The sequence below is a fragment of the Paenibacillus sp. YN15 genome, from assembly GCF_003285005.1.
Taxonomy (GTDB): Bacteria; Bacillota; Bacilli; order Paenibacillales; family NBRC-103111; genus Paenibacillus_AR.
In genome coordinates, this window is record NZ_QMFA01000053.1 from 1 (window position 1) to 24,616 (window position 24,616).

The 24,616-nt window shown below is 55.9% G+C and carries 19 protein-coding genes, 1 tRNA gene and 1 rRNA gene; all 21 read left to right on the plus strand.

The window, feature by feature from the left end:
* Positions 1-163 precede the first annotated feature (163 nt).
* Positions 164-280 (plus strand): 5S ribosomal RNA (rrf, locus tag DQG13_RS27360).
* A 494-nt stretch (positions 281-774) separates the two neighbouring features.
* Positions 775-2,232, plus strand: a complete 1,458-nt coding sequence (guaB, locus tag DQG13_RS27365) for an IMP dehydrogenase (RefSeq protein ID WP_113023368.1) — start codon at positions 775-777, stop codon at positions 2,230-2,232.
* A gap of 201 nt (positions 2,233-2,433) precedes the next feature.
* On the plus strand, positions 2,434-3,714 hold the full coding sequence (locus DQG13_RS27370; RefSeq protein WP_258525892.1) for a D-alanyl-D-alanine carboxypeptidase family protein: 1,281 nt from the start codon (positions 2,434-2,436) through the stop codon (positions 3,712-3,714).
* 147 nt (positions 3,715-3,861) lie between these two features.
* The gene (gene pdxS, locus DQG13_RS27375) at positions 3,862-4,746 is read left to right on the plus strand and encodes a pyridoxal 5'-phosphate synthase lyase subunit PdxS (protein ID WP_220094452.1); all 885 of its coding nucleotides are present in this window, start codon (positions 3,862-3,864) and stop codon (positions 4,744-4,746) included.
* A gap of 150 nt (positions 4,747-4,896) precedes the next feature.
* Positions 4,897-5,484: a pyridoxal 5'-phosphate synthase glutaminase subunit PdxT gene (pdxT, locus tag DQG13_RS27380; RefSeq protein WP_113023414.1), complete on the plus strand. Its 588-nt coding sequence runs from the start codon at positions 4,897-4,899 to the stop codon at positions 5,482-5,484.
* 50 nt (positions 5,485-5,534) lie between these two features.
* Positions 5,535-6,815: a serine--tRNA ligase gene (gene serS / locus DQG13_RS27385; protein ID WP_113023371.1), complete on the plus strand. Its 1,281-nt coding sequence runs from the start codon at positions 5,535-5,537 to the stop codon at positions 6,813-6,815.
* Positions 6,816-6,897: 82 nt separating this feature from the next.
* Positions 6,898-6,987: transfer RNA gene (locus tag DQG13_RS27390), tRNA-Ser, on the plus strand.
* 196 nt (positions 6,988-7,183) lie between these two features.
* Positions 7,184-7,819, plus strand: coding sequence for a phage tail protein (locus DQG13_RS27395; protein WP_220094453.1), 636 nt, complete (start codon positions 7,184-7,186; stop codon positions 7,817-7,819).
* A 36-nt stretch (positions 7,820-7,855) separates the two neighbouring features.
* Positions 7,856-13,042 (plus strand): YDG domain-containing protein, encoded by a 5,187-nt coding sequence (locus tag DQG13_RS27400; RefSeq protein ID WP_113023373.1) that lies wholly within the window; start codon positions 7,856-7,858, stop codon positions 13,040-13,042.
* 52 nt (positions 13,043-13,094) lie between these two features.
* Entirely contained in the window at positions 13,095-13,451 is a 357-nt protein-coding gene (locus DQG13_RS27405) for a hypothetical protein (RefSeq protein ID WP_113023375.1), read from the plus strand.
* A gap of 39 nt (positions 13,452-13,490) precedes the next feature.
* Entirely contained in the window at positions 13,491-13,649 is a 159-nt protein-coding gene (locus DQG13_RS31030; protein ID WP_181593029.1) for a hypothetical protein, read from the plus strand.
* A 54-nt stretch (positions 13,650-13,703) separates the two neighbouring features.
* Positions 13,704-13,853, plus strand: coding sequence for a small acid-soluble spore protein P (locus DQG13_RS27410; protein ID WP_113023377.1), 150 nt, complete (start codon positions 13,704-13,706; stop codon positions 13,851-13,853).
* Between the two features lie 417 nt (positions 13,854-14,270).
* Positions 14,271-15,605 (plus strand): ABC transporter substrate-binding protein, encoded by a 1,335-nt coding sequence (locus tag DQG13_RS27415; protein ID WP_113023379.1) that lies wholly within the window; start codon positions 14,271-14,273, stop codon positions 15,603-15,605.
* Positions 15,606-15,690: 85 nt separating this feature from the next.
* The gene (locus DQG13_RS27420) at positions 15,691-16,575 is read left to right on the plus strand and encodes a carbohydrate ABC transporter permease (RefSeq protein WP_113023381.1); all 885 of its coding nucleotides are present in this window, start codon (positions 15,691-15,693) and stop codon (positions 16,573-16,575) included.
* Positions 16,576-17,412, plus strand: coding sequence for a carbohydrate ABC transporter permease (locus DQG13_RS27425; RefSeq protein ID WP_113023383.1), 837 nt, complete (start codon positions 16,576-16,578; stop codon positions 17,410-17,412).
* Positions 17,413-17,451: 39 nt separating this feature from the next.
* Positions 17,452-19,140 carry a glycoside hydrolase family 13 protein gene (locus tag DQG13_RS27430; protein ID WP_113023385.1) on the plus strand — a complete coding sequence of 563 codons (1,689 nt, stop codon included), beginning with the start codon at positions 17,452-17,454 and terminating at the stop codon, positions 19,138-19,140.
* Positions 19,141-19,349: 209 nt separating this feature from the next.
* The gene (locus DQG13_RS27435) at positions 19,350-19,547 is read left to right on the plus strand and encodes a hypothetical protein (RefSeq protein WP_146767219.1); all 198 of its coding nucleotides are present in this window, start codon (positions 19,350-19,352) and stop codon (positions 19,545-19,547) included.
* Between the two features lie 380 nt (positions 19,548-19,927).
* A complete protein-coding gene (locus tag DQG13_RS27440) occupies positions 19,928-20,743 on the plus strand; it encodes an ABC transporter ATP-binding protein (RefSeq protein ID WP_113023387.1) in 816 nt (271 codons plus the stop codon).
* Between the two features lie 13 nt (positions 20,744-20,756).
* Positions 20,757-21,587, plus strand: a complete 831-nt coding sequence (locus DQG13_RS27445; protein ID WP_113023388.1) for an ABC transporter permease — start codon at positions 20,757-20,759, stop codon at positions 21,585-21,587.
* 5 nt (positions 21,588-21,592) lie between these two features.
* Complete coding sequence (locus DQG13_RS27450; RefSeq protein WP_113023389.1) at positions 21,593-22,378, plus strand: ABC transporter permease; 786 nt, start codon at positions 21,593-21,595, stop codon at positions 22,376-22,378.
* Between the two features lie 265 nt (positions 22,379-22,643).
* Complete coding sequence (locus tag DQG13_RS27455) at positions 22,644-24,605, plus strand: AraC family transcriptional regulator (RefSeq protein WP_113023390.1); 1,962 nt, start codon at positions 22,644-22,646, stop codon at positions 24,603-24,605.
* Positions 24,606-24,616 lie beyond the last annotated feature (11 nt).

A 24,616-nucleotide genomic window follows, 5' to 3' on the forward strand; every position in this document is an offset into this window, starting at 1 on the left:
TAAATGCCCCACAAAGTGAAGTAGCGCTTCGTAGAGTATTCAGGTACTTTGCGGGGACCCCGGGAAACCGGTGAAAGCTTCATAAGGGCGTAAGACAAGAAGAGGTTTCGGTGACCTCGTTTCGCATCCGGTTTTCAGGGCGCAAGCCTTGACCTAAATAGCGTTTGGTGATGATGGCGGAGGGGAACCACGCGTTCCCATCTCGAACACGACCGTTAAGCCCTCCAGCGCCGATGGTACTTGGACCGCAGGGTCCTGGGAGAGTAGGACGTTGCCAAGCACAGATAGACCTCTTAGCTCACGCTGAGGGGTCTCTTTGTGTTTCTTACGTCCGCAGTATGTGTGTCCGAACCTTCCCATCAAAGCAAGAGCAGAGAAGCTGGCCCGGCCCAAGCGGAAGGTTCAGACGCCGGCCACCCGCGCTTCGCTTGTCGCCTGCGGCGGCGGGTAGGGTGCGGAAGGACGTTGCCAACCACAGATGGATNCTGCGGCGGCGGGTAGGGTGCGGAAGGACGTTGCCAACCACAGATGGATCTCTTAGCTCACGCTAAAGGGGCTTTTTGTTTGTATGTCAGTTGATCCGACGCTGCTCCGCGGCAACGTGCTAGACGACCGATTACATAATTTGGACTAAATTTCCACAATGATCCCTAAATGCTTACAAATAAATGGTTAGTTTGGGGACAAAAAATGTACGGGGTTGACATTAAAATTGACCATTTGGTACAATAGCAAAAATATCGGGAAAACGTACTCTTAAGGAGGCCATTTGGCGTGTGGGAAACGAAGTTTGCTAAAGAAGGACTGACGTTTGATGATGTGTTGTTGATGCCCCGGAAGTCCGATGTGCTGCCGAGGGAAGTGGATGTGTCCACCAGACTCAGTTCCAAGCTGAAGCTCAACATACCGCTCATGAGTGCCGGGATGGATACGGTCACAGAATCTCAGCTGGCAATTGCAATTGCCCGCGAGGGTGGAATCGGCGTTATTCACAAGAACATGACCATTAGCCAGCAGGCAGAAGAGGTAGACCGGGTGAAACGTTCTGAAAGTGGCGTCATCACCAATCCGTTCTCTCTTACTCCGGATCACCATGTATATGATGCGGAAGAGCTGATGAGCAAATTTCGGATTTCTGGCGTGCCGATTGTCAATGAAGCGAACAAGCTGGTCGGAATTCTGACCAACCGGGATCTGCGGTTTGTCCATGATTACTCCATCAAGATCAAGGAGGTCATGACCCGGGACAATCTGGTCACGGCTCCTGTAGGAACCACCCTTCAACAAGCGGAAGGCATCCTGCAAAAGCATAAGATCGAGAAGCTGCCCTTGGTAGACGAGCACTATGAGCTTAAGGGGCTTATCACCATTAAGGATATTGAGAAGGCCATCCAGTTCCCCAACGCGGCCAAAGATGAGCAAGGCCGTTTGGTGGTAGGGGCTGCGGTAGGCATCTCCAAGGACACCATGGAACGGGTAACCGCATTGGTGCAATCCGGCGCGGATCTGATCGTGGTGGATTCGGCTCATGGCCACCAACGCAACATTCTCAACGCAGTCGCCAATATCCGCAAGGCTTATCCGGATCTGGTGATTGTAGCCGGCAACGTTGCCACTGCCGAAGCCACCAAGGATTTGATTGAAGCCGGCGCATCTGTTGTAAAGGTAGGCATTGGGCCGGGCTCCATCTGTACCACCCGCGTCATCGCCGGTATCGGCGTACCGCAAGTTACCGCAATCTATGATTGCGCCATGGCTGCGCGCCCGTACAATATTCCGGTTATTGCCGACGGCGGGATCAAGTATTCCGGCGACCTGACCAAGGCCATTGCCGCCGGCGCATCGGCGATTATGATCGGCAGCCTGTTTGCCGGTACGGAAGAAAGCCCGGGAGAGTCGGAGATTTATCAAGGCCGCCGCTTCAAGGTATACCGCGGCATGGGTTCCATCGGAGCCATGAAGGACGGCAGCAAGGACCGTTACTTCCAGGAAAACGAAAGCAAGCTGGTTCCGGAAGGCATTGAAGGCCGCGTGGCCTACAAAGGACCTTTGGCGGATACCATCCATCAATTGATCGGAGGCTTGCGTTCCGGCATGGGTTATTGCGGAACAGCCAATCTGGAGCAGCTGAGAGAGGATACCCAGTTTGTCCGGATTTCCGGAGCCGGACTCCGCGAATCTCATCCCCATGACGTGCAAATTACCAAGGAAGCGCCGAATTACTCCTTGTAAGCATACGAAGGAAGTAAAGCGAAAACAGGATGAGCCTAACCCGGCTTGTCCTGTTTTTTTATGAAAATGCTGTGTGCTGAACACTTTCATCGGGGGATTGTTTTGCAGATTTGGCGCTCAAGAAAAGGGGTTACAAAACCGGGGCTATTTTATGGTACAATGAAGCAATGTGAATAATATTTTTTTATGGGAGTGTGGGTAGTGAAGAAAGCCGTTGCGAAGAAAAGTAGAATTGGCGTCATGATTCTTTCAGCTGTCGTTTCCTTGCATCTTGCCGTCATTCATGAACCAGGACATGCGCAAGCAGCCGATGCTGCGCCTGATCTGAAGCTGGAGGTTTCCTCCGCCATTCTGATGGACGCGGCTACCGGTCAGGTATTGTATGAAAACAATGCGGATGTGGCGCTGCCTCCGGCCAGTATGGCCAAGATGATGACAGAATATCTGGTCTTGGAAGAAATCCAGAGCGGCAAGCTGAAGTGGGAAGACACGGTGACAACCTCCCAGCACGCCGCCGATACCATCGGTTCGGGACAACTGCTGGCGTTGAATGAGACCCTTTCCGTCCGCAGTATGTTTGAAGCCATGTCCATCTATTCCGGCAATGATGCCAGTGTGGCATTGGCGGAGAAGGTGGCGGGAAGCGAGGAGCAATTTGCAGCATTGATGAACGAAACAGCCCGCAAGCTGGGACTGTCCAAGGATGCCAATTTTATTAACTCCACGGGCCTTAGCCGGATTGATATGGGCAAGTATGCGCCCAAGAATCTGCAGGGCGAAACGATGATGTCTGCAAGAGATGCCGCCACGTTGGCTTACCATATTTTGCACGAGCATAAAGAAGTGCTGGAATTTACCAAAGTCCCCTCCAAGAAGCTGCGGGAATCGGACAAGTCCCCCATGATCAACTGGAACTGGATGCTGGAGGGCAATCAGAACAATCCCAACTTCCGCCAATATGTGTTCCAAGGGCTGGATGGATTGAAGACCGGCCATACCAATGAGGCGGGATACTGCTTTACCGGAACTGCAGAGCGCAATGGAATGCGGCTGATCAGTGTGGTAATGGGCGCGAAGACGGAGCCCAAGCGTTTTTTGGAAACGGCCAAGCTGCTGAACTATGGTTTTAATACGTACGAAATGAAGGAAATCGTCAAGGCGGACGCAGAGGTGGATGCCTTAAAAACTGTAGAGGTCAAGAAGGCTATCCATACGGACGTGCCGGTGGTGACGGAGTCGGCTTTGTCCATTCTGGTGAAGAAGGGCGTGAAGGACGAGGAGATTGTACAGGTCGGAGAACCTGCGGCGGAGGATGTTCGGGTGGCGCCGGTGAGCAAGGGCGAGGTTCTGGGCAAACTGACGGTAACCTACAACAATCAAACCTATGATGTGAACCTGGTGGCCAAGGATGATGTGAAGAAGGCCGGCTGGTTTAAGCTGACTCTGCGGTCCATCCGCCATTTCTTTACGAATTTGTTCTAATCGGTGAAAAACCTGGAGGAATAGCCCTTTCTCGGTTGTATAATGGCGGGTGTTGCTGTAAAATCAATGGTTAGAATCTTTTTGTAACACCACATGTAAATTCCGGCGCCATCTGCGCATTGGGACATAATGTTTAGGAGGGTTATATTGATGGAAACAGGAACTTCCCGTGTAAAAAGAGGCATGGCTGAAATGCAAAAAGGCGGCGTCATTATGGACGTTATGAACGCCGAGCAAGCGAAGATCGCCGAAGCGGCTGGAGCCTCCGCCGTTATGGCGCTGGAGCGCGTACCCGCCGATATCCGTGCGGCAGGCGGCGTTGCCCGCATGGCTGATCCGACTGTTTTTGAAGGCGTGGTAAAGGCTGTGACCATTCCGGTTATGGCTAAGGCCCGTATCGGCCATTTTGTGGAGGCGAAGATTCTGGAGGCTCTGGGAGCCGACTATATCGATGAGAGCGAAGTGCTCACTCCGGCTGACGAAGTCTTCCATATTAATAAGAAGGAATTTACTGTTCCGTTCGTATGCGGCGCACGCGACCTGGGCGAAGCCCTCCGCCGGATCGGCGAGGGTGCATCCATGATCCGCACCAAGGGTGAACCGGGCACCGGCAATATCGTGGAGGCCGTTCGCCATATGCGGATGATCAACGCCCAACTGCGCAAGGTGCAAAGCCTGTCCCTGGACGAGCTGATGGCTGAAGCCAAGAACCTGGGCGCGCCTTATGAGCTGCTCTTGCAAGTGCATCAAACCGGCAAGCTGCCGGTGGTCAACTTCGCGGCAGGCGGCGTTGCCACTCCTGCGGATGCGGCTCTGATGATGCATCTGGGCGCAGACGGGGTGTTTGTGGGCTCCGGCATCTTCAAGTCGGACAACCCTGAAAAATTTGCCAAGGCGATTGTGGAAGCGACTACCCACTATACCGATTATGCGTTGATCGCCGAGCTGTCCAAGAACCTGGGCACACCGATGAAGGGGATTGAAATCTCCAAGCTGGATGCTACCCAACGGATGCAGGACCGCGGCTGGTAAAAAAATTTCCCAAGAGTGACGATACGTTATGTAAAAGGAAAGTGATCCTGTATAGCTGGTTCGCGGGGCGGCCCGCAGCATGGGCAGGATGAGGCGGACAACAGGCCTTGCCTGCCCCCGTTGTTTGCAGGAGGGAAAGAAGGAATGGACATGAAGATAGGCGTGCTTGCTCTTCAAGGAGCAGTGGCCGAGCACTTGCGCATGATTGAATTGGCCGGCGGCGAAGGGGTTGTCATCAAGCGGACAGAGCAGCTCAAGGAGATCGACGGTCTGATCATCCCCGGCGGCGAAAGCACCACCATCGGCAAGCTGATGCGCACCTATGGCTTTATTGAGGCCATCAAGGAATTCTCCGAAGAGAAGAAGCCTGTATTCGGCACCTGTGCCGGGTTGATTCTTATCGCCAGCCGGATTACCGGACAAGCCCCCGGCCAGCCGGAGGCCCATCTGGGGCTGATGGATATGGTGGCGGCCAGGAATGCCTTTGGGCGCCAGCGGGAGAGCTTTGAAACGGATCTGGAGGTCAAGGGTATGGAGGATACGGTAAGAGCGGTGTTCATCCGGGCTCCTCTTATCGAATCCGTGGGTGAAGCGGTGGATGTGCTGTCCGTGTACAATGGACAGATCGTAGCCGCGCGGCAGGAGCATCTGCTGGCCGCCTCCTTCCATCCCGAATTGACGGATGATTATGGCTTTCACTCGTATTTTTTGGACATGGTTAGGCAGTATAGAAGATAAGAGAAAAAAACGAAGCAGTTTATCAATCCCTTGCGGGAGGCGTTTTAACTTTGCTGGATGCGAAATTATTGCGTAATGAACCGGACCGCGTACGTACAGGCTTGCAAAACCGCGGCAAACAAACCGATGATCTGAACCGCTTCTCCGACCTGGATGCCAGACGCCGGGAGAAGCTTCTGGAAGCCGAAGGCTTGAAGAACCGCCGCAACACCGTGTCCCAGGAGGTAGCAGCCAAGAAGCGTGCAGGAGAGGACGCTGAGGGGCTTATTCTGGAGATGCGCCAGGTGGGAGACCGGATCAAAGAGCTGGATGAAGAAATCCGCGCAGTGGAAGCGGAGCTGGACCAGGTGCTTTTGTCCATCCCCAATGTACCCCATGCCAGTGTGCCGGTGGGACATTCCGAGGATGAGAACGTGGAGCTGCGGAAGCTGGGAACGCCGCCGGAATTCGGCTATGCGCCCAAGGCCCATTGGGAGCTGGCCCAGGACCTGGATATTCTCGATTTTGAGCGGGCCGCCAAGGTGACAGGCTCCCGGTTTACCTTCTATAAGGGGCTGGGTGCGCGGCTGGAGCGGGCGCTGATCAACTTTATGATGGACCTCCATGCTGAAGAGCATGGTTATGAGGAAATGCTGCCGCCGTATATCGTCAACCGGGACAGCATGACCGGAACCGGCCAGCTGCCGAAGTTCGCCGAGGATGTGTTCCAGCTTGGCGGCACCGACTACTTCCTGATTCCTACGGCGGAAGTGCCGGTAACCAATTACCACCGGGAAGAGATTCTGACGGCGGAAGAGCTGCCGAAAAAATTCGTGGCCTTCAGCGCCTGCTTCCGTTCTGAAGCCGGTGCGTCCGGACGGGATACCCGGGGGCTGATCCGCCAGCATCAATTCAACAAGGTGGAGCTGGTAAAGCTGACCCTGCCGGAGAACTCCTACGAGGAATTGGAGTCGCTGACGCAGAATGCGGAGAAGGTGCTCCAGCTCTTGAAGCTGCCGTACCGGGTGATGTCCTTGTGTTCGGGAGATATGGGCTTTTCCTCCGCCAAGACCTATGATCTGGAGGTTTGGCTGCCCTCTGCAGGCTGCTACCGGGAGATTTCCTCCTGCAGCAACTTCGAGGACTTCCAGGCCCGCCGCGCCGGCATCCGCTTCCGCAGGGACCCGAAGGCGAAGCCGGAATTTGTGCATACCCTGAACGGCTCCGGTCTGGCTCTGGGACGCACCGTTGCGGCCATTCTGGAGAATTATCAGGAGGCGGACGGCTCTGTGCGGATTCCTGAGGCGCTGGTTCCGTACATGAACGGCAAGACCCGGATTGAGAGGAAGTAACACTTGCTCCGCCTGTCTGGCCTATGGTACAATGACTTTTGCCACGGCTGAAAGCGGGCCTCATGGATGGCGACATCCATACGGAGAGGTGGTCGAGTGGTTTATGGCAGCGGTCTTGAAAACCGTCGTACCTGCGAGGGTACCGTGGGTTCGAATCCCACCCTCTCCGCCATACTTTTGAATTAAAACACAGGATCTTCCCTTCCGGGAAGGTCCTTTTTTTGCATTTGGCGGCGTAACGGTTAACGAGTGAAAATCTTTTATAAAAATAATTCTCAAAAAAAATGAGGGCTCAACAAGCAGGTGATATAATTATTCAAAGGTTCTTATGCCTTTATCACATTAATGGAATGAAGAGAGGGAGCGGGATGAAGATGAACGCGGTCAAGAAAACGTTGGTATGTATGGCGGTAGTTGCAGTCACCCTATTTTCCGGGCTGAAGGAAACGCCAAAGGCTTATGCGGATGATCAGATGATGGGAGAGATCCGGATGTTTGCCGGAAATTTCGCCCCGAAGGGATGGGCCTTCTGCAATGGCCAATTGCTCTCCATCAGCACCAATTCAGCTCTGTTCAGTCTGTTGGGCACTACATACGGCGGCAATGGAGTTACCACCTTCGCGCTGCCGGATCTCCGCGGCCGTTCTCCTATTGGAACGGGTCAGGGACCGGGATTGAGCAATTACTCCTTGGGTGAAATAGGCGGTTCGGAATCGCAGACTCTGAACTCGAGCAATCTTCCCATGCACAACCATATTGTACCGAACGCGGCCAGCACTACCGAAGGAACCTCCAGCACTCCCGGCAGCGACAAGGTTCTGGCCAAAGCGGTCACTCCCGACCGGCAAGAGGTGAATATTTATACCACAGCGTCTCCGGATACCAGCTTAAAAACCGACGTTTCGGGAACAGCGGGCAACTCCATTCCCCTTGCGACTAGAGCGCCTTTTCTGGCCATCAATTATATTATTGCGGTAGAGGGCATCTACCCGTCGCGCCCTTAACCGGGTTTAGGCGTTGTCAATGGAAGGGAGGCTTTCATGAGATTGTGGAAATCAATATCGAAGCATGCAGCGGGATGGATAGTAGCCTCGCTCCTTATTCTTGGAGGCGTTACGGCCGGAAAAGCCTATGCCGCCGAATATTTTTATTATACCCAGTCCTATGCTCCGTACCAGCTTATGGTGGCGCCGCTGTCGGACCCGACTCATGGAAGCGTCATCTATACATCGGAAACGGGAAGCCCCTATGCTGTTGCGGTGGATGAAGCGAACCGGGTCATATACTTTTCCGATCCTCACAGCACGGTTGCCGCCATATTCAAGGCAAGCTTGGACGGAAGCGGGGCAGCTCCTGTTATTACAGGTGTCCACGCCCAGGGGCTGGCCGTAAATCCGGCAAACGGAGACCTTTATTATGCAGAGCCCAATACCGGAACGGTTTATAAAGCAGCCAGAGGCGCGTCCGGCGGGACGATTGTTTATTCTTCAACAGGGGCGCCCCGGGCAGTAGCGGTAGATGCGGCGGCAGGTTATCTATACATCGCCGATTATAATTTGGGCGCCATCATACGTTCCGGTCTGGACGGTACCAGTCCCCAGACATTTATCAATGGGGTGCATGCCGCAGGGCTTGCCGTGGATGAAGCCAATGGGAAGCTGTATTATTCCGTGGCCTATGATCCGGATTTCTATGTGGCCAAAGCGGATCTTTCCACCGGACAAGGGGAAGAAATCATCTATACCTCCGCAACCGGTTCACCCAAAGCATTGGCAATACATAAACAAGGAGGCCATTTATATTTTTCCGACTGGCATTCCTCTGTGGCCGGCATATTTAAAGCCAGTCTTACGGAAACGCCCAATCCGTCCGCTATTATTACCGGAGTAAACGCCTATGGTCTGGCTGTGGCTACGGACACTCCGAGGATAACTGCTGTCAACCCAACTGAAGGACCTGCTGCGGGAGGGACAGCTGTGACCCTTACCGGCACAGGCTTCATCGGTGCGACAGGAGTAAGCTTCGGTGCCACTCCGGGAACAGGTATGCAGGTGGTCAGCGATACGATGATCACGGTTATTTCGCCTCCGGGGAGCGGGACCGTGGATGTGCGGGTGGAAGGTCCCGGAGGCGCCAGCCCAACCGGACCCAACAGCAAGTTTGTGTATACACAGCCTGCTGCGGCAGCGCCAACCGCTTCTGTTGCCGCCAATGGCGGGTTTATCAAAAAGAACGCCGTCATTACGCTGTCCTCAGAAAGTGGCGCGACATTGTATTATACAACCGCGGTTAATGCGGAGCCTGATCTGCCGACAGCGGCAACATCGGCCTCAGTTGCGAATGGCGGTGCCATCACTTATCCCGTGCTTTCATACGGGGATGTGCTGCATGTCAGGGCGATAGCGGTGGCAGCAGGCAAGACGGATAGCGCGCTTGCCGACTTCAGCTATACTGTCCAGGCTCAAACGAAGCTTGCGTTAACGGGTATTACATTAGCCGATAAGGAGTATGACGGGAGCATAGGCGCGGTTGCCGACTTCAGCGGTGCGGCCTTAAGCGGAATTATCGGCAGCGACGTGGTGGCGCTGGCAGGTACGCCCAGCGCCGCGTTCTCCGACAAGGCTGCCGGAAATGCGAAGACGGTGACAGTCAGCGGCTATTCCTTGACCGGGCCGGATGCGGAATATTACATCCTGAACCAGACCTTGACGGCAACCGCCAATATTGCCAGGAAGCCGCTTACTCTAGGGGAAATATCAGTGACGGATAAGGAGTATGACGGTACTCGGACCGCCCGGGTGGACGCCATATCCATTGCAGGCGGCATAGTGGGCGCGGACTCCATTGCAGTAGATGTGAGCCAGGCCACGGCAGTCTTTGCGGATAGTGCGGCAGTAGGGCCGGATAAAGCTGTTGCGGTCAGCAATATTGCGCTTGCAGGACCGGACCAGGGCAATTACAGCGTTGCCTCCACGGCTCAGGCCGTGGCGGACATTCTGCCCAAGCCGGTGGCGGTCAGCCAGGTTGTTATTGCCGACAAGGGTTATGACGGAACCCGTTCCGCAACCATTGCCGGCGCTTCTCTCACAGGCAGGATCGGCGTGGAGGAAGTTACGGTGGATTATTCGCAGGCTGTTGCTGTTTTTGACAATGAGGCCATAGGAAACGGAAAAACCGTAACGGTGACAGGCTTGAAGCTGGGAGGAGCGGACAGCGGCAATTACCGGCTGGAGGACGGCAGCTTCCTTGCATCCGGCAATATCACTGTCCTTGGCACGGTAGATACCCCTTCGGCATCAATTGCCGGGGGGACAGAGGTCAAAAGCGGAACAGCCGTTTCATTACTGGCGGCAGGCTTCCCCGGAGCGGTTATTTATTATGCAACCGGACCGGCTGCAGCTGACCCCGATGCGATGCCTAGCCATATAGCCAGCGGAGGGACTGTAACTATTACGGGCAGTCCGGGCGAGGTTGTGGTGCTGAGCGTATACGGGACGCAGACGGGCTACAGTAGCAGTCCGGCAGCCCATTATTCCTACACCATCCGCCAGCTCCGGACTTTGACGGTCAGCGGGGCCAGTGCGTCCAGCAAGGATTATGACGGCAGCCGCGAAGCGGCAGTAACGGGCGGAGTGCTGTCCGGCCCGGTGGAGCCGGGGGATGATGTGGTTCTGTTGACGGATGGAGCCGGTGGGCAGTTTGCGGATAAGCAGGCGGACGACGGCAAGACTGTAGCGGCATCCGGGTTTGCTCTGGCAGGTGCAGACAGCATATACTACGAGCTTGTGCAGCCCACGCTGAAAGCGGATATCCGGGTCAGGGAGGCGGCTGTCAGCAGCGCTGTTATCGCCGATAAGGTGTTTGATGGCGGCGTGGAAGCCGTCATAACGGCGATTTCCCTGGACTGGAAAGTGCCCGGGGACGAAGTGGAGGTGGACTATGCTTCGGCCGCGGCAGTATTCACGGATGCAAGCGTGGGCAGCGGCAAAACAGTGACTATTACCGGCCTGAAGCTCACTGGAGCCGATGCGGGGAATTACCGGCTGGCCTCTTCCACAGCTGCCGCCAAGGGAGTTATCCTCCCCGCAGGAACTGTGGCGGCTCCCCAGGCCAGCCCGGGTACGGAGCGTATTCTCTCCGGTACGCCGGTTGCGCTTTCCGCAGCCACTAGCGGGGCAGAGATCTACTATACCCTGGATGGCGGTTCTCCTGACAGAAGCAGTATCAGATATACGGGCCCTGTGCCGGTGACCGGCAATCCGGGAGATACCATTACCGTGAAGGCGATTGCGGTGAAGCCGGGAATGACCGACAGCGCGGTTATGGAAAAACGGTATATCATTTCAGCCGCAGGGGAACTGCCGGTAACGGTTGAGGCAGGGGACCGGACGGTGTTGTTAAGCTGGCCGGTTGTGCCTGAAGCAGTGACGTACAATGTTTATGGCGGCCCAGGGAACACCTATCTGGGAGCTGGCGGACCGGTAACGGCAAGCGTATACGGGTATCAGGCCGGGGGGTTAACCAACGGCTTGTCCTACACCTTCTACGTTACTGCTGTGGATGAAGTGGACCGCATCCTCCAATCCGCCCGGATAGAAGCAACACCCCGCACGGTTCCGGGGCAGCCTGCAGGGGTTGCGGCTGTGGCCGGAAACGTCAGTGCGACGATTACCTTCACGGCTCCGGCAGATAATGGGGGAAGCCCCATCGAAACCTACATTGCCGTTTCCAGTCCCGGCGGCAAAACGGCTGAAAGTACGGGCAGTCCCATCGTCATCACAGGGCTGGCCAATGGGGTGGCCTACACCTTTACGGTAAGGGCGTATAATGCTGCGGGAGCGGGGCTGGAATCGGAGGCCTCCAATACGGTTACGCCTGTGGCACCGCCAGAGGAAAGCGGAGGCTCTTCAGACGGCGGTACCGATGATGGCGGCGGCGACAACAGCAACAGCGGCAACAGCGGGAATGGAGGAGCTGGAGCAGGTACGCCTCAAGAACCGGTTTCCGTGGATGTGCAAGAAGGCATAGTGTCGGTTACATTGACTATTCAAGCAGCAACCGGCTTGAACGGAGGGATCATTGCACCGGTTACATCTGAGCAAATAAACGATGCTGTCAACCGGGCGCTGGAATCCGCCAAGGCGCAAGGAAACGGGGTAAAGGCAGCGGTTGTCATCCGTATCGAAGCCGGGGGAGGTGCAGCGGATATTGAAGCACGGATTCCCCAGACGGCTATGGAGCAGGTTGCCTCCTCAGGGCTTGCCTCCCTGACGATTTCCACCTCCATTTTTTCTGCAGCCGTTGATACGGAAACCCTTAGTACCATTGCAAAGGAAGCAACAGGCGACGTCAGCTTCCATTTGTCCAAAGGAGATTCCTCCGGGCTGTCCCCGGAAGCGCAGCGTTTGGCGGGAGATCGGCCGGTGTTTGATCTTGCGGTTACCGGTGGAGACAGGACTATATCCCCGTTTGGGGGAGGCGTGACGGTAACCGTTCCATATACGCCGAAGGCTGGAGAAAATACCGACGCTATCGTTATCTATTACCTGAGCGACGCCGGGGGGCCGGCAGTAGTGGCAGAGAGCCGGTATATTCCCGGAACAGGGACAGTCAGGTTCCGCACCAGTCACTTTACTGTGTATGGGGTAGGCTATAATCCGGTGAACTTCACTGATGTGGCGGAGCAAGCATGGTATGGCAAGGCAGTGGGCTTCATCGCGGCGAGGGAGATTACCTTCGGTACAGGCGACGGAAGCTTCAGTCCCGATGCTCCACTAACCCGGGGCAGCTTCCTGGTTATGGCGATGAGAGCCTACGGGATCACTCCCGCAGACCCGTCAGCGGATAATTTCTCCGATGCGGGCAACACCTACTACACCGGATATTTGGCCGCGGCGAAGCTCTTGGGCATTGCCCAGGGAGTGGATTCCCAGCGGTTCGACCCGGAGCGGGAAATCACCCGGCAAGAAATGTTCACGCTGCTTAAGAATGTGCTGAATGCCGTCCACCAGCTGCCCGATGGCAAAAGTGAATCCGGGATAGCCCTGTCCGGTTTTGCTGATCACGGCGAGATTGATCCTTGGGCGAAGGAAGCAATAGCGCTGATGGCGGAAAGCGGACTGATCAGCGGCAGCGGAGGCAGATTGCGGCCAGCGGAAACCGCCACACGGGCGGAAATGGCGCAGATTCTGTACAATCTTCTGATCCGTTGGAAGGGGCAAGAATAAACCCGGGTTGCTCTCGGCACCTTAAAGCATGAAGGGGAGGTGTCAAAAGCCGATGAGTGACAAGCAGAAGGATCAGCTTCAGTTGGAGCAGTCGCGTTTGGTTGACGCATGGCGGCGGGTGCTGCCGACAACGATGAAAACCACGGACACGGTAACGGTAAAAGCCGATGAGGCCAACCCCAAGGCTCTGCGGGTGGCCGTGGGCAATGCGGGGCACAGCCGGTACACCTTTGATTTTCTGGTGACCTATGTGGATTCCCGCGAAGTGAAGGTGGAGCTGGTGGATGCCGAGAAGGGCGAAGGCGGAACCATCGATGAACGGGGCAATCTGGTCCAGGATTTAATCCAGGATCATGTCCGCAATCTTCATGAGTGCGCCCAGGCCCTGCAGCAGGAGACCCATGCCTGATCAATCGTGAACGATACAAGGCGAGAGGAGAGGAATAAGGTGACCAAGCAAAAGTCTCCGGATAAAAACCTGCAAAATGTAGCGAAGCATCTGGAAATTGAAGGTGTCAATGCTCACCATGCCCAGCAATTGAAGCAGGATATCAATGACCGGAAGCATATGGATGCGTTAAACCGGGACACCACAACCCGCCAGTAGAACGGGCTATCTTGGTCCGAACCCTGCAATACAGGCAACGAGGGGGTGAAGCAGATGGTTAAGCAAAAGACGAACCCGGTGAATCCATCCTCGGGAGAGCAGCGGCATGGCAACGGGGCAGGCGGCCCCCAGGAGCCCCTGTCGGGCTCCAAGAAGGTGAAGAACCGCAACCATACCCACAAGGCTCCCCATGAGGGCAGCTAAGTTTAGAGGCGGCGGCGGATCTGCGGATTTGAAAAAAAGTTTGCCCGGGCAGGAATAGCAGTCCCCGTTCCGGGACATCTTAATATCGACGGTGAAGAGAGAGGCGATGGTTGCGTTGAACACTTCAGTGCTCCAACGGATCTTGAACCAATCGGAGGTATGTCAGCCTCATTAGAAACCGGAGGGATGTGCCAAAGACTCGTAAGGGCAAAACCTTAAAGAGATATTTGGTAACGTAACAAAGGCATCTGGCAGAGGAAACGAAATACCATAAATCACCGTCTGAAGGGACCCCGAAAGGGGTCCTTTTCACATGCGAAAACCCTGCCGTCCACGAATTGAAACCCTCCGCCATTCGCATACTATTGCCGAACATAACAGCCATTGCCTGTTATTCACATGAATGGAGGGGTTGACATGAAGGGAAGAAACTTGTGGAGAAAAGCGGCTATCCCGGCTTTGGCCTTCGTAGTGGCCGGAAGTATGGCGGCTTGCGGCGGAAAGAAGGAGGAGTCCAATGCCGCATCGCCTGGCGCCACTACCGGCCAAGGCGCCGCTGGCGGAGAGAAGGTCACCATTATTATCACCAACGGCAAAGGGGAAATCGCCTCCCAGTGGGAGCAGGCGGCCAAGGATTTCTCTGCAGCTAATCCCAACATTACGGTGGAGGCTTACAGCCAGGCGGTTGGAGAAACCCTGGGTGTGCTGGACAAGCTTACCGCCTCCGGCAAGACGGTAACATTGGCCATGGTGGAGCCCAGCGCCGTCCAAAACAAATACAAGGATTTCGGCATTGACCTGACCTCTGAAAAGTGGAATGAAGAAACCAAGGACGGCTTCAAAAACGAGCAGGGCCAGATTGTAGGCTTCCCCTTCTCCATCGAAGGCTTCGGACTGGTATACAACACTAAGGTGGTAGAGAAGGCTGTTGGTGGCACCTTCGACCCCTTCACCATCAATACCCGCGATAAGCTGAAGGAGCTGCTGGACAAAATCAAGGCGTCCGGGGTAAAAACTCCGGTGGCCTACCAAACGGAAGCATGGTCCGTCAGCAATCACTACAGCACCCAGTTCCTCAATCAGGCCCAGAATCCCGCCGATATTGTCAGCCAGCTGAAGGCAGGCACCTTCGATCTGGTGAATAACGCCGCCTGGAACGGCTATTACGATACCCTGGATCTGCTGGTTTCCAAGGATTACAACAAATACGCGGACCGTCCGCTGGATAAGGTGTATGATGATTCCCATCTGTCCGTGGGCAAGGGGGAAGCGGCTATGCTGTTCAACGGCAACTGGGCCTATGATTCTCTGAAGGCAGTGGCCGGAGAGAACTTTGGGTTCATCCCTGTTCCCGTGGACAACAATCCCGAAAATCCGCTGAACAATAAAATTGCCGCGGGTCCCACCAACGTGCTGATTATCAACCAAAAGGCGACTCCGGCCCAGCAGGATGCCGCCAAGAAGTTCTTGAGCTGGATCGTCTATGATCAAGCCGGGCAGGATTTTCTGGTCAACAAATCCCAGGTTATCTCCGCCTTCAAGAATAATCCCAACAAGGTGACCAACCCGCTGGGCAAAGCCATCGCCGATGCCGTGGTGCAGGGCAAAACCATGCCCTTCAGCACCAACTATGTCACCGCCGAGGACTGGATGAATATTATCGGCCCGGATGTCCAGAAGTACATTGTCAAGAAGGAGACCAAGGCAGAGCTGGCCAATGCGATCAAAGCCTATTACGCCTCCAAAAAATAATGCTTCCTAAGAGAGGCCGGAAGCCTGCGGCTTTTGCTCCGGACGGTCTTCCGGCCTTTACCTTCAACAAGGATGTGAACCTAAGATGATCCAGGAAAAAAGTGCCGGAAAGCGCTTGGGCAGCCAGCTGTTTTTCACTGGACCGACGATGATTGCCTTCTGCATCGCGCTCCTGATTCCGTTTGCCTACGGATTTTATCTCACCCTGATGAATATGACCTCCCCGGTGAATCCCATGACCTTCGCCGGGCTGGATAACTATAAAGCCGCCTTGCACGACCGGAAGTTCTGGCAATCCCTTGTGCTGACCCTTCAATATGTGGCGGCTACCGTGGTGATGGTCAATGCCCTGGGCTTTGCCCTGGCTTATCTGGTGACCTCCGGAATCCGCGGGCAGAATTTCTTCCGGACCGCCATCTTTACCCCCAACCTCATCGGCGGTCTGATTCTCGGCTATATCTGGAAGTTCGTGTTCATTCAGACGCTTCCTACTGTGGGCGGCAAGCTGGGCATTGAGTTTTTGCGGCTGGGATGGCTGGGGGATGAAAAAATGGCTTTTTGGGCCATTGTGGTGGTTACTATCTGGCAGTCGGCGGGCTATATGATGATCATCTTCGTTGCCGGTCTGATCAACATCCCCAAGGATGTGCTGGAGGCCGCCACCATCGACGGGGCCAATTTCTGGCAGCGCCTGTTCCGGATGACCCTGCCGCTGATGGTGCCGTCCTTTGTGGTCACCCTCTTTCTCACTCTCAAAAACGGATTTATGGTATACGACCTGAACTTCTCGCTGACAGAGGGCGGCCCCTTCAACAGTACCCGCATGGTGTCCATGCACGTGGTGCAAAAAGCCTTCCAGGAATCCAATTACGGCCTGGGCCAGGCGGAGGCCATCGTGCTGTTTATCATTGTCTCGCTGGTGACGGGGCTGCAGGTCTATTTCAGCAAAAAACAGGAGGTGGAGGCCTAAATGGAAATGCGCAAACTGGCGTCCTCCGTGCTCCTTTATTTGCTATTGGCCGTCGTTTTTGTGCTATTCACCTTTCCGTTTTTCCTGGTGATCATCAACTCCTTCAAGAACAACGGCCAGATCCTGGAGAATCCCTTCGCCCTGCCCACCTCCTATAGCTTCCGGCAATTCCGGCAGGCGATGGAGAAGATGGATTTTCTCGTATCCTTCAAGAACACCTTGGTCATTACTGGCGTCAGCACAGTGCTGATCCTGGTTTTTTCCGCCATGACCGCCTACTATCTGGTACGGAACAAAACCCGGTTCAACCAGCTGTTCTTCTCCGTCATGGTCGCCTCCATGATTATCCCGTTCCAGTCCATCATGATCCCCCTGATTTATATTTACGGGGCCAAGCTGCATCTTATCGACAACTTCCCGACGCTGCTGCTCATTGTGCTGTATATCGGCTTTGGCAGCGCCCTGTCGGTGTTCATGTACCACGGGTTCATCAAGTCCATTCCCTTGGAGCTGGAGGAGGCCTCCTACATAGACGGCTGCACCGCCCGGCAGACCTTCTTCAAAATTGTGCTGCCCATGCTGGCTCCCACTTCCATGACTATCGCCATTCTCAATGTGCTGTGGATCTGGAATGACTATCTTCTGCCCTCCCTGGTGCTGACCAAGCCGCAGTATTATACCATGCCGGTAAAAATGAAGGTGTTCAGCGGCACCTACATGAATAACTGGGAGCTGCTGATTCCGGCCATTCTGCTGACCATTCTGCCCATTTTGATCGCGTATCTGTTCGGGCAGCGGTATATTATCAGAGGCGTTATGCAAGGCGCCATCAAATAGCGGCTATGCCGACTAACCTTTCGGAGGAGCATCGATCCGATGACAGAGCAGAAATGGTGGAAAGAAGCGGTAGCCTATGAGATTTACCCCCGCAGCTTTATGGATTCCGACGGCGACGGCATCGGCGATCTGCCCGGTGTCACCTCCCGGCTGGATTATCTGAAGGAGCTGGGGGTGGATGTGATTTGGCTCTGCCCCATGTACCGCTCCCCCAATGACGACAACGGCTATGATATTTCCGACTACCAGGCGATTATGGAGGAATTCGGAACCATGGCCGATTTTGACCGGCTGCTGGCGGAAGCCCACAGCCGGGGCATGCGCCTGATTCTGGACCTGGTGGTCAACCATACCTCCGACGAGCATCCCTGGTTTGTGGAGTCACGCTCCAGCCGCGGCAATCCCCGGAGGGATTATTATATCTGGCGGGACGGCAAAAACGGGGCCGAGCCGAATAACTGGGAAAGCATCTTCAGCGGTCCGGCCTGGGAATATGACCAGGGGACCGGCCAGTATTACATGCATATTTTCTCCCGAAAACAACCGGATTTGAACTGGGAGAATCCCGCCATGCGCCGCGAGATTTATGCCATGATCAATTGGTGGCTGGACAAGGGAATCGACGGCTTCCGGATCGACGCCATCACCCATATCAAGAAGGTGCCCGGGCTTCCCGATCTGCCCAACCCGGATAAGCTGCCGTATGTCAGCTCCTTTGAGGGCCACCGGAACCGGGAGGGGATTCACGAGTTCCTGCGGGAGCTGACCCGGGAGACCTTCGACCGGTACGATATTATGACGGTAGGCGAGGCGGGAGGGGTGCGGATCAGGGACGCCCGGCAGTGGGTAGGCGAGGAGCCGGGGAAATTCAATATGATCTTCCAGTTCGAGACCAACAATTTGTGGGAAAAGGGACCCCGCGGCTCCTTCGACCTGATCCGGTACAAGGAAGTGATGACCGGCTGGCAAAAGGCTTTGGAGGGGCATGGCTGGAACGCTCTCTTCTTGGAAAACCATGATTTGCCCCGCTCTGTCTCCACCTGGGGGGATGACGGGAGGTACCGGAAGGAATCGGCCAAGGCGCTGGCGGCGATGTTTTTTCTGATGCAGGGCACGCCCTTTCTGTATCAAGGGCAGGAAATCGGGATGACCAATGTGCGTTTTGAATCCATCGAGGAGTACAACGATGTCTCCGCCAAAAACCTCTACCGCATCCAGCGGGAAAACGGGGTCAGCCATGAGGAGATTATGGCGGGCATTTGGAAGAATGGCCGGGACAATTCCCGCACGCCCATGCAGTGGGATGACAGTCCCCATGGGGGTTTTACCGCCGGAACGCCATGGCTCAAGGTCAACCCCAACTACCGGGAGATCAATGTGCGGGAGGCTATGGCCGACCCGGATTCCATCTACCACTTCTACAAGAAGCTGATCCGTCTGCGCAAGGAGCACCCGGTGGCGGTGTATGGCGCTTACGACCTGATTCTTCCGGAGCATCGGCAAATTTATGCCTATACCCGCACTCTGCAGAGGAATCGGCTCCTGGTGGCGGCCAATCTGTTTCCGACGGATGCGGTCTGTACCCTGCCGGACAGCATCAGCATGATGGGCCTGGACGCCCGGCTTCTGCTGGCCAATCTGCCGGTTTCCGCGGCGGCCTCCAATACCCGGGAGCTGGCTCTCCGGCCTTATGAATGCCGGGTCTATCTGCTGCAGACCCAGGAGTGAACCTGGAGGAACCCCGGGGCATCCTCACTCGGCGTTCGGCGGGGATCTGGGGGTGGCGCAGCCGGAAGGGGCGGCGGATGAGGCTGGAGGGAAATTAGAGGAGCTTAAGGGCGAAAAACAAGTGAAGGGACGGCTGAGGCCGTCTCTTTTTTTGTTGGGCTGTGGGCGGATGCGCGGCAGGTCGGTACCGATGTCCCATGGAGCGGTGGTTGCAGGCGGAATTTCTGCTCGTGCAGGCGAAAATCCAATGGTTGCGGACAGAGGGGCCGTTATTTTGCGCATTGGGACCCTTTTTGGATTTTCGCGGCCAGGCGATCCGTTATTTTGCTCCGGAAGCATGGACAACCTCTGATTTTTCAGGTTTAACGGATTCTGTGTCCGCTCCGGAGAAAAAAGGGGGATTTTAGGGAAATAACGGAACCAGGGTCCGTATTAATGAGACGTGTGGCGCAGAAGCAGGGAGTTCGGGAGATGCCCGTTGAGGGATGAATCCCCGGGAAGGGAACAGACAGGCGGTTTTCTTGCGGTGAAAAAACAAAAAAACCGATGAACGCGTCATCGATTACCGGAAAAATACAGTAGGAAAGAGAACTCGCGTTCTCTCAACTTTCATTATAAATATAGTATGGCATACAAGGGGTGAAAAATCAAGGATAGCTGCGAAAAAAAGAGCGTTTCCGCTGTTTCCCCCGGTGAGTTGGCGGATGGGCGGATGGTGAGGGCTTCTCCCGGCCTTTTCCAAAAGCCCCATAGCATGATACGGTATTGCAGCAAAGGAGGGCGGATCATGCAGATCATTATGGAGGACATTCGCAAGGGCTTCAAGGTGTATCGGCGGCCGGAGGGCAAGTGGGGGCTGCTTCGGGGAGCGTTTATGCGGAATGTGGAGAAGGTGGAGGCGCTGGCGGGAATCAGCTTTTCGATTCGGGAGGGGGAGCTGGTGGGGTACATCGGCCCCAACGGCGCCGGAAAATCCACCACGGTGAAGATTATGAGCGGGATTCTGACGCCGGACAGCGGGAGCTGCCGCATTATCGGCAGGACTCCTTGGAAGGAGCGGGTGGCCCATGTGTCGCAGATCGGCGTGGTGTTCGGGCAGCGCTCCCAGTTGTTCTGGGATGTGCCGGTGGCGGATTCCTTCGATGTGCTGAAGGATATGTACGGCATTGCCGCGGCGGATTACCGGGCACGGCTGAACCAGCTGACCGGCGTGCTGGGGGTGGACAGTCTGCTGCAGACGCCGGTACGGCAGCTGTCGTTGGGGCAGCGGATGCGCTGCGAGCTGGCGGCGGCCCTGCTTCACCGCCCGCGGATTCTGTTCCTGGATGAGCCAACCATCGGATTGGATGCCGTATCCAAGCTGGCGATCCGGGGATTCCTGAAGGAGGAGAACCAGCGCAACGGCGTCACCATGGTGCTCACCACCCATGACATGGACGATATGGAGGCATTATGCCAGCGGGTAATGGTGATTGGCCGTGGACGGCTCTTGTATGACGGGAGATTATCCGGCCTTCAGGAGAGGTATGCGCCGGAGGTGGTTATGAAGGTAAACACGGATGAGATGATTGCCGCCATGTACAATGACTTGGCATTGGTGTAGGAGGGAATGTTCGATGCTTGCGATGCAAACCTGGAGAGCGTGCCGCTCTCTTTTTCGCGTCCGGATGGCGGAGGGGCTGCAGTACCGGGTGGCTGCCCTCTCCGGGGTCATGATCAGTGTGTTTTGGGCTATTATCGAGTGTGTGGTATATACGGTTTTTTACACCTATAGCCGGGATGGAGCATGGAACCATAACGGCTTTGGGTTGGAGCAGACAATCTCTTATGTCTGGCTGGCGCAGGGGATTTTTTTCTTCCAGGCCATGAGCATCGACAGTGAAATTCTAGTCAAGATCAACAAGGGGGATGTGGCTCTGGAGCTGTGCCGCCCCATGGATCTCTATCTTCATTGGCTGGTGAAAAGCGCAGCCGGCAGGCTGGGGATCAATTGGCTGCGGGGGCTGCTGACCATCGTGGCTGGGCTTCTGATGCCGGCAGGCTATGCCCTGTCCCGGCCTGCTTCCGCAGGGGGGTTCCTCCTCTTCCTGCTGACGGTGGTGCTGGCTTTTCTCCTGTGCTCCGCCTATGCCATGCTGGTTACCGCCGTCCGGCTGAATATGACATGGGGGGATGGTCCCTTCTATATGCTGATGCTGTTGAGCGGCATATTGTCGGGGACCTATCTGCCGCTCCGGCTGTGGCCGGACAGCATGCAAACCTTCCTCCGCCTGCAGCCCTTCGGCGGCTTTACCGATCTTCCCTTGCAGCTGTATACGGGCAGTCTGGCGCCGGAGGCGGCGTGGCTGGGGATAACGCTGCAGCTGTTTTGGATCGCTGTTTTTGTGATTGTTGGCCGGATGATCATGAACAGCCGGCTTAAGCATCTGATTATCCAGGGAGGGTGAGGCTGATGGAGGCCAAGGTTTATTTCAAGCTGCTGCGCCTGCATCTCCTGAGCGGGATGGAATACAAGGGCTGGTGGCTGATGCTGATTCAGGTGGGCTTTGTGGTGGTGACCGATCCCCTGTCCACGGTGCTGCTGTTTTCCCGCTTCGGCAGCATCGGGGAGTGGTCGGTGGAGCGGATTATTCTGATCTACGCCCTGGCGGTATCCTCCTTCGGGCTGGCGGAGAGCTTATGCCGGGGGTTTGACTCCTTCCCCTGGTCGCTGCTGCGCTCGGGGGATTTTGACCGGGTGCTTCTGCGGCCGCGGTCGCTGTTTATGCAGGTGGCGGCCTCCCGGTTCCACCTGCACCGCCTGATGCGCCCGGTTACCGGGATCTGCGCTATTCTTTGGGCGCTTGCGCGGATGGACGTGCCGCTTTCCCTGCGGAACGCGGCGCTGCTGCTTTCGGCGTTGGCCGGAGGGACCATCATGTACTGCGGAGTGTTTGTCCTGACCTCCGGTGTGGCCTTTTTCACCATTAAGGGTCTGGACTGGATTTACATTCTCACCAATGCCAGCTACCAGGTTACCCGCTGCCCCGAGCCCTATATGCCGCGGATGCTGAAGGGCATGTTCCTGTTCCTGCCGCCGGTGCTGCCCGTGAGCTTCTATCCTGCTGCGGCTATCTGCGGCTGGGGGTATCCGCCGTGGACGGGGTGGCTTCCTTTGCCGGCCGGCCTGGCCTTTATGGCGGTGTCGCTGGCTGTCTGGCAGGTAGGCGTCCGCCATTATCAGAGCACGGGGAGCTAGAAGAACAGTACAGGCATACGCCGGGAAGCCCGCGAAATGCTGCCCAAGGGTTGCAGTGCAGGGCACAGACTGCTCCCTGCAGCCCCGGCGCATTGCGGGTCGCTGACGGTGGCCGCTGCACCGGCTTCCCTCAGCCCCCTATGGCGCCCGTATTCCATTTAAACGGTGAATTCTTCAATTTGGTATAGTCCTCGCCCCAACTTCTCTTTATAATGATAATGATAATCAATATCATATCGGGTTTGAAAGAGAGGGGGACAAGGCTATGGAGCTGTCTGAACATCCTGCATCCGCTTCAGATGCGGGCTTGGAGCAGGAACTGTTCCTGTGGGAGCATGCTGTTGTGTCCGTAGCGGACATCCGCCACTACCGGTTCGATCCGGGCAGCGGGTTCCGGGATTACCAAACGCCCGCAGGGATGCTTCTGTATGTCTCCGGTGGAAGCGGGCAGGTGTGGCTGGACGAGGTGCCCTACCACATGAACCGGTTTGGGCTGTTCCACGGCGGGAAAGGCACCAGGCTGTCCGTTGTTCCCGCCGCCTATCCGCTGGAATGCTACATCGTGCTGTACAAGGCCAGACTGCCCCTGACCGGCAAGCGCGGATGGAAGCGTATGCCGGAGGGGGTCAATCCCTTTGGCCGCCAGTATGGCCTCTGTCCGGAGAATCCCCTGCTGTTTGCCGGACAATTGATGCGGATGCATGAGCGCTGGCGGTCCGCCTCCCCCTGGCGGCGGCTGTATGCCAAAGCATCCCTTCTTCAATTGGTCTGCGAGGCCTACGAGGAATTAGCCTCCAATCAAGGCGCCATGCTGCAGCCGGATCTTGTGGCCATGGCGAGACGTTCCATATCGCAGCATTACCATGAGCCCCTCTCCATCCAGGAGCTGGCCAACATGCTGCATATCAGCTACAGTCATTTGCACCGGATGTTCAAGCAACAAACAGGGGAAAGCCCCCAGGACTATCTGATCCGCAAACGGCTGGAGGCGGCCAAGCGACATCTTGCCGGCAGCCCCGGCTCCATGAGGGACATTGCTTTGGCCTGCGGCTTCAACGACGAGCATAATCTGATCCGCACCTTCAAGAGCAGGACGGGCATGACGCCGGGGGAATACCGAGAGAAAATGTCCATGAAATGGAGAGATGGCGGCATTGGCCTTGCCGGGACAGGTCTTTATACTGATGGGAGAATTGAGGGACAATTCAAACTTCAGCATAAAGGAGACCATACCATGCGAACCAAATCGAAAGCGAATCTGGTCCTGACGGCAGCGCTGGGGCTTACGCTGATCCTCTCCGCCTGCGGTGGAGCAGGGGCGGATACGGGAGCGGCAGGTTCCTCCTTGCCGTCGCCTGTTTCATCGGAGCAGGCTGCAAAAGCGCCTGAGTCGGGCACCCGGATCGTAAAAACGGTGAAGGGGGAAATTGAAGTGCCTGCCCATCCGCAAAAAGTAGCTGTTAACTGGTATCTGGGGGACGTCTGCGCATTGGGCATCAAGCCTGTAGCCTTTTCCGGCTGGAAGCAGGAGACCATGCCTTTCTACCAGGAGCTGGACGGAATCGAAGCACTGAAGCCGTGGGAAGCGGAGAACATCATGACCTTCGAGCCGGAGGTCATCGTCACCTATAAAGCGGAGGAATTCGATAAGCTCTCCAAGGTGGCTCCTGTTATTGTGATAGAAGAAAGCCTTTCCCCCGAGGACCGGCTCCTGTTTCTGGGACAAGCGCTGGGCCGGGAGGCGGAGGCCAAGGCGGTGGTGGAGAACTTCCACAAAAAGCTGGAGGAGGCAAAAATCAAGCTGACCTCCAACCAGTTTGCCGACAAAACCTTCAGCATCATGGAGGACTGGGGACCATCGGGAGAATGGAGCGGTGTAGCCTATGAAACCGGGTCACGGGGCGGCACGCTGGTCTATAAGTATTTGGGGCTGAAAAAGCCCGCAAAGCTGGAGGAGCTTATTGCCAGCAACAAAAAAGGGCGGGCGACGCTGAGCTATGAGGTAGCCCATGAATATTTCGGGGATTATATCCTCTGGTTCCGCCAGGAAGGAAAGGAATCCGAGTATGCCAAAACGGATATTTGGAAGAGCATTCCTGCCGTTGCCCAAGGGCGTGTTCTGGAGATTCCAGGGAACTATCAAGGGCTGTTTTATTATGATGATGTGGGCAGCCTGACAGGGCAGCTGGCATATATTCAGGACAAGCTGGCCGCCTTGGTGCAGTAGTCTTTACCGGA

Excerpts from the sequence above, each read along its gene's own strand:
- DQG13_RS27400 (WP_113023373.1), top strand. The coding sequence starts at position 7,856 with ATGAGATTGTGGAAATCAATATCGAAGCATGCAGCGGGATGGATAGTA.
- DQG13_RS27395 (WP_220094453.1), top strand. The coding sequence starts at position 7,184 with ATGAAGATGAACGCGGTCAAGAAAACGTTGGTATGTATGGCGGTAGTT.
- DQG13_RS27430 (WP_113023385.1), top strand. The coding sequence starts at position 17,452 with ATGACAGAGCAGAAATGGTGGAAAGAAGCGGTAGCCTATGAGATTTAC.
- DQG13_RS27405 (WP_113023375.1), top strand. The coding sequence starts at position 13,095 with ATGAGTGACAAGCAGAAGGATCAGCTTCAGTTGGAGCAGTCGCGTTTG.
- DQG13_RS27425 (WP_113023383.1), top strand. The coding sequence starts at position 16,576 with ATGGAAATGCGCAAACTGGCGTCCTCCGTGCTCCTTTATTTGCTATTG.
- DQG13_RS27455 (WP_113023390.1), top strand. The coding sequence starts at position 22,644 with ATGGAGCTGTCTGAACATCCTGCATCCGCTTCAGATGCGGGCTTGGAG.
- DQG13_RS27415 (WP_113023379.1), top strand. The coding sequence starts at position 14,271 with ATGAAGGGAAGAAACTTGTGGAGAAAAGCGGCTATCCCGGCTTTGGCC.
- DQG13_RS27420 (WP_113023381.1), top strand. The coding sequence starts at position 15,691 with ATGATCCAGGAAAAAAGTGCCGGAAAGCGCTTGGGCAGCCAGCTGTTT.
- DQG13_RS27410 (WP_113023377.1), top strand. The coding sequence starts at position 13,704 with ATGGTTAAGCAAAAGACGAACCCGGTGAATCCATCCTCGGGAGAGCAG.
- DQG13_RS27450 (WP_113023389.1), top strand. The coding sequence starts at position 21,593 with ATGGAGGCCAAGGTTTATTTCAAGCTGCTGCGCCTGCATCTCCTGAGC.
- DQG13_RS27445 (WP_113023388.1), top strand. The coding sequence starts at position 20,757 with ATGCTTGCGATGCAAACCTGGAGAGCGTGCCGCTCTCTTTTTCGCGTC.
- pdxT (WP_113023414.1), top strand. The coding sequence starts at position 4,897 with ATGAAGATAGGCGTGCTTGCTCTTCAAGGAGCAGTGGCCGAGCACTTG.
- DQG13_RS27440 (WP_113023387.1), top strand. The coding sequence starts at position 19,928 with ATGCAGATCATTATGGAGGACATTCGCAAGGGCTTCAAGGTGTATCGG.